The following is a 5,590-nucleotide window of genomic DNA, read 5'->3' on the forward strand; positions in this document are numbered from 1 at the left end:
GCCCAGTACGTGTTCCGGTGCCCGCACGTGAGCTGCCGCAACGACGTCGTCCAGCCCTACGTGCTCCCGGCCGCGGCCATCATCGACTGGACCTCGCCGGGACAGCGAATCGGTGACCGCAAGCGGCCCCTCGCGCCGAAGACGATGGCCCGCATCGCCGCAGGGCTGCGCCGCTACTACGGCCCGATCGCACTGGAGGCAGCGGGCAACACCTTCGAGCGCCGACCCGGAGTGCGGGCCTGGCCGGTCGAGGAGCCCCTGCGCACGCTGACCACCACCGAGCACCGCGCCATCGCCGCCCCGCCGATGACCCTCGACAGCCTGGGCGCGCCCCACCCCACCGCGCCGCCGTCAGCGCTCCTGGTCCCGGCAGAGGGCCGCGACGGCAAGGTGGCACTGCCCGCCGACCGCCCGCTCAGGGTCCAGACGGCCCGCAACGAGACCGGACTGCTCGTCCCTGCCGGAGGCACCTGGAACGACGTCGCCCAGCCGACCGAACGCCCGCTGCGTGCCCGCACCACCCGCGACACCGAGGGCGTCGTGGTCGTGCCGCTGCGGGGCACGAACCGCACGAAGCGCGTCACCGAGCCCCTCGACACCTTCGCCGCCAGCGGAACCCACCACGGACTGCTGATGCGGAACAACAGCGGCGGAGCCGAGATGAGCACCCCGACCAGCGAGCCTGCGCGCACCATCACCAGCGCCGGCCACCAGTCCCTGGTCTGGAACCCGGGAATGCTCTACGCCTACGACACCGGCCGCATCCGGGCAACCGCGACCAGCCCGCTCGCCACCCAGACGACGGTCGAGGGCGATGCGCTCATGGCCGGCGCGGCCGGGCTCGACGTCGAGGACTGCCTGTTCCGGATGCTGAGCCCGGGGGAGATCAAGGAGGGCATGGCGTTCGCCGCCCACTACGTCCTGCTCGGAACGAAGCGACACCAGGTGCGGATGGCAGGCAACGCAGTGACCCCGCCCGTCGCCCGCGACCTGGTGGCCGCCGTCGTCGAGGCGATCCGCGGCACACCGGTCGAGTCCCCCGTACCCACCGCCGCCTGATCCGCGGCGCCTGGTGGTGTCCGACCGCCACCAGGCCCCCGCAGCCCGGTGGCTCCTGACGGCACGATCGCCAGGAGCCACCGGGCTTCGGTCTGGGGCGTCGCCACGGGCGATGCATCCTTCGATGCCAGACCGTGGAGAGTGCAGAGCAGAGAGGCCGACCGGGGAGAGGGGGAGTTCGCCGTGCCGCTGACGACAGCACTCCGCGCCGGGGCCCTCGCCGCCTGGTGCCAGCAACGACTCGCGGGCCTCGACCAGGTCGCCCGAGACGTGGCACGGGCAGCCGCGAAGGCGCCGAAGCCGACCCTCACGGGACCGACGCCAGGTGCGGACAGCCAGCTCGTGGGCGGCATCGTCGACGCCCGGCTGGCGGCCCTGGTCCAGCCCGCGCCGCCCTACGCAGCGCTGCAGGGACTGCTGGCCGGCCAACTCCTCTCCCCCGACGCCGCAGCCGGCATCGCCCTGTCCTTTCCGAGCCACCGCGGCCTGCCCGACGAGGTCGCCACGATGGCTCACACGCTCCGTCCGTCGCCGCGCGAGTGGCTCCAGGTCCCCGCACCGGGCGCGACCAGCACCGATCCCCCCTGGGGCGACAGCGTCTTCCCCGACCTCGCTGCCCGAGGCCACCTGTTCCACCGCGAGCACGCGCCCTGCGGCCACGTAGCGACCGCCGGAGCCGAACGTGCCCTGGCGCGGACCTACGGCGTGTGGGCCCTGGCCGAAGCGGCGTACAGGAGCGGGCGCAGCCCCCGCGCTCTGAGCGCTGTCGCGCAACACGCACCCATCACGACCGACGTCCTTCGTGCGGCCGTCCCGGACGGCAGCGTCCACGAGGCGGCCGCCCTCGTCCGCGCGCTCGCGACCAGCGAGAACCTCCCGACGCTCAGGGCGTGGGGAGCGGAGCGACTGCCACAGGGCCCAGGCATCGGGTACGCCTCGCCGGCCCTCATCCCCCACTTCGCCGACGCCGACCTCCTGGTCGGATCGACATTGCTCGACGTCAAGGTGAGCGCCCGCGCAGACCAGCCACGACGTGTACGAGCTTGGCTCCAGCAGGTGCTCGGCTACGCCTGGCTCGACATCTCCGACCGATGGGGCATCCGGCACGTCGGACTCGTCCTGGCCCGGCAGGGCCTGCTCGTCCGCTGGGACCTGAAGAGCCTCACCGCGGCCGCGTTCGGCGCCGCCGATCCGCTGGCCGGAGTCGAGCAGTTCCGCCGCCTGTGCCACACCGCGGCCCGCGCTGAGCGGAAGCCGCCGTTCCCCGACGACGACCTCACCTCGTAGCTGCTCCGGGCCACCGGGAGCATGCTCTCGATCGCCCCGACCAGCGCAGATGGGGCTGCTCCCGGGTGCCCCTGAGTGCGGCACGAGGGTCAGTCGTGAGTGTCCCCCGCATGCTGCGGAGCGGGCGCCGTGGAGAGACCGTCGCCCGGCTCAGCTGGGGCAGTCTGGACCGGGGAACCGGCGCCGTCGGCGGCTCCGTTGCCATCACCCCCGCCTGTCGCCGCGCCACCGGTCGGCGCGACGTGTTCGCCGTTGTCGCTGGTCGCGGCGCTGTCATCGCCGTTCTTCCTGCTGCGGAGGATCGTTCGGACCCGTTTCAGTGGGAGGCCGGCGATCTGGGCGAGGTCCTCAGCGCTTCGCCCCTCGGCATTCAGGCCCCAGAGGACGTCGCCGCGTTCGGCTTCGATCGCGGCGAGCTGCTGATCGGTGTGGGAGCGCAGCCGGGCCTCCTCCTCCTGGAGGCGCGCGAGTCCGGACGTCAGCTCCTCCTCGACCCGCTGCTGCTCGACGAGGGTCGCGGCGTAGCGCTCCAGCAGGGTGTTCTCGCGACGACGGCGATCCTCCAGGCGGGCGTCGACTGCGTCCCGGGCTTCGGTCAGCTGGGCCAGGGCGTGGCGCGCAGCTCGGCCCTCCGGGCGTCGCCGGGTTCGGGCTCCCATACCGATCTCCTCTCGTTGATGAGACAGGCAAGGAGGCTATCTCCATTCAGTGAGACAGGCGACGATGACGAGCCGACGCGAGGTCGGCGATCAGGGGCCGGCGCCTGATCGCAGGCGATGGCCTGGCTCATCGTCGCCGCCGCCCTCCTGGCGGACGCGCGCGAGCTCAGGGCTCGCCCAGGATCCTCGGGCGACGTCCGCCACGGCGAGCGTCGCCGTCCGGCTCGCTGTACAACCCACGACGCCCTCAGCGCGCCGCAGCCGGCGTTTCAGTTCCCTGTCCTCCATCCTTGCTGCCCCTGCGTGCGTCGACCGCTCACTCGCCACCTCAGGCCCATCTGCGGCCATCGCAGACATGGCCGCCTCTCTGTGGAACGACAGTAGAACGACAGCGGGTCGGCGCCACGAGATGGCAGTCCCGCGACGCCCTGGTGCTCGCTGACCGCAGTTCGCGGATCGAGATCAATTCCGTCTCGGGTAACCGTTCGTCACGTCGATCATCGCGGGCCAGCTACAGGAACTCGGTGCTGCGTTGGTGCCTGCGGTTCACGCTGCCTTCCGGGTGGCGGGAAGCTCCGCGAGTACCTCGGCCGGCGTGCGGTCGCGAGGCCCGCGGTTGTATGGGAGCGCGGACAGGAACGACGCCATTGTGCAGCTGTCTGTGAGCGCGGAGACGGTGAGTCCGGCCCCGATTCCGCCGGCGAGCAGACGTGCCCTCGGCGCACGCAGTCCCGCGGTCAGTCCTGCGAGCACGAGCGTTCCGGCGACGAGACGGACCTGGCGCTCCAGCGCCCACCGGGCGCGGCCACGCACAACGTCCCCGCCGACACCGGAGTACGCGGAGATGCCGCCGGTGAGGATATGCACGCGCTCGGATCCGACCCCGGCGAGACGCTGGTGAGCCTGCGCGGCCCGCGTCCCGGACTGGCAGACGAGGACGACTTGCCGGTCGAAGTGAGCGGCGAGCTGCTCGGTGTGCTCATTGACCATGTCCAGCGGCACGTTGTAGGAACCGCGGATGTGCACGGTCTCGAACTCCGTGGGGCTTCGCACGTCGATGACGGTCACGGTGTCGGGATCGCCGAGCCAGTCGCGAACGGTGCGTGCGTCGACGTGGCGGGGCTGGCGTGGGCCACAGGGGCGTCCTTGTCGGTAGGGGTCGTGGGATGGATGGTCGCTGAGCCGGCCGCCGCGGTCGGGCCCGGGTCGGCGAGATGGCCGAGTCGAGGCGCACTCACGGGCGGACGTTGACGGTGGCCATCATTCCGGCGTCCTCGTGGTCGAGGATGTGGCAGTGGTAGACGCTGCGCCCGGAATACGTGGTGAACGGGATGCGGAGCCGGACCCAGCCGCGGGCCGGGACGAGCACGACGTCCTGCGGCACCCCGGTCGGTGGGGTGGCGTCGCTGGACTCGAGCACGGTGAACGGCCAGACGTGCAGGTGGAACGGGTGCGCGAGCGGGCCGGGATTGGTGATCGTCCATTCCTCGGTGGAGCCCAGGGCGATGGTCTGGTCGTCGCGCTTGGGATCGAAGGCGCGGCCGTCGATGGTGAAGGCCATCCCGCCTGCGCCCATGCCCATCTGGAAGGTGATCTGCCGCCGCCCGGTCACCGGCCCTGGGGCGGGCGCCTCGGCGAGCAGTGCGGTGGGCAGCGGCGGTGCGGTGACCGGCGCCCCGGCGGTGACCATGGTGGCGAGGGTGACGGGCCCGCTGCTCGCGGCGGCGCCGCCCATCATCGCGCCCATGCCACCACGGTCGACGGCGTCGGCGATCAGCGGGTAGCGGCCGGTGCCGGTGGGGCGGACGATCACGTCGGCCCGGTTGCCCGGGGCGAGCATCACCCGGTCCGCGTCGACCGGGGCGGGCAGGAACGTGCCGTCCTGGGCGACCCGGACGAGCTGGTGCCCGTCGAGGCGGATGCTCAGTACCCGCGACACACAGCCGTTGACGACCCGCCAGCGCTGCGTCCCGCCGGGAACGGCGGGGATGACGGGCTGGTGCTGGCCGTTGACCAGGACCAGCTCGCCTTGGCGGCCCATCGCCCGGTCCATCGCGCTCACCTCGACCAGCCCGCCGTCACCGTCGAGGGTGGTGTCGGTGACCAGCAGCACCCGGTCCTCGACCACCGCCAGGTCGGGGTCGGCGCCCGCCGGGGCGACCAGCAGCGCACCGGCGAGCCCGCCGAAGATCTGATCGGCCACCATGCCGTGGTGGTGCGGGTGGTACCAGAAGGTGCCGGCCGGGTGATCCTCCGGGATCCGGTAGAGGTAGTCGAACGAGGTGCCGGGGTCGACCCGCAGGAACGGGTTGTCGCTGTTGCCCTCTGGGGACACCCGCAGCCCGTGGGTGTGCAGGTTGGTGGGCTCGTCGAGCCGGTTGGTCAGGCGCACCGCGAGCTCGTCACCGGGGTGCACCCGCAGCGTCGGCCCGGGTGCGGTGCCGTTGAAACCCAGGCCCTGGGTGTCCCGACCGGCCAGCCGCACCCCCGCCGCGGCGGTGAGCTCGACCTGCAGCCGCCCGCCCGCACTGTCCAGGACCTGCGGTTGGCGCAGCTCTGCGCCGGTGTCGGCGGGCCGCTGCCGG

Annotated in this window: 4 protein-coding genes and 2 pseudogenes; 2 read left to right on the plus strand and 4 right to left on the minus strand. The window is 72.6% G+C overall.

Annotation, left to right across the window (positions count from 1 at the left end; translation table 11 throughout):
* A pseudogene (locus tag WHI96_RS26980) lies at positions 1-1,059 on the plus strand (DNA cytosine methyltransferase); the annotation flags it as partial.
* 141 nt (positions 1,060-1,200) lie between these two features.
* Entirely contained in the window at positions 1,201-2,346 is a 1,146-nt protein-coding gene (locus WHI96_RS26985) for a hypothetical protein (protein WP_345650410.1), read from the plus strand.
* 89 nt (positions 2,347-2,435) lie between these two features.
* On the opposite strand, the gene WHI96_RS26990 is transcribed toward WHI96_RS26985, so the two are convergent.
* The 4 genes and pseudogenes from WHI96_RS26990 to WHI96_RS27005 all read right to left on the minus strand — a co-directional run.
* Positions 2,436-3,005 (minus strand): hypothetical protein, encoded by a 570-nt coding sequence (locus tag WHI96_RS26990; protein WP_345650409.1) that lies wholly within the window; start codon positions 3,003-3,005, stop codon positions 2,436-2,438.
* Positions 3,006-3,551: 546 nt separating this feature from the next.
* On the minus strand, positions 3,552-3,872 hold the full coding sequence (locus WHI96_RS26995) for a YgaP family membrane protein (protein WP_349302488.1): 321 nt from the start codon (positions 3,870-3,872) through the stop codon (positions 3,552-3,554).
* A pseudogene (locus WHI96_RS27000) lies at positions 3,849-4,097 on the minus strand (rhodanese-like domain-containing protein); the annotation flags it as partial. The gene WHI96_RS26995 and the pseudogene WHI96_RS27000, both read right to left, overlap by 24 nt.
* A 142-nt stretch (positions 4,098-4,239) precedes the next feature.
* The coding region (locus WHI96_RS27005) for a multicopper oxidase family protein (protein ID WP_349302487.1) at positions 4,240-5,590 on the minus strand (1,351 nt) is incomplete at its 5' end.

Source organism: Pseudonocardia tropica, from assembly GCF_040105315.1.
Lineage (GTDB): Bacteria > Actinomycetota > Actinomycetes > Mycobacteriales > Pseudonocardiaceae > Pseudonocardia > Pseudonocardia alni.

Coding starts and splice junctions, on each gene's coding strand:
- WHI96_RS26990 (WP_345650409.1), bottom strand. CDS start 3,005: ATGGGAGCCCGAACCCGGCGACGCCCGGAGGGCCGAGCTGCGCGCCAC.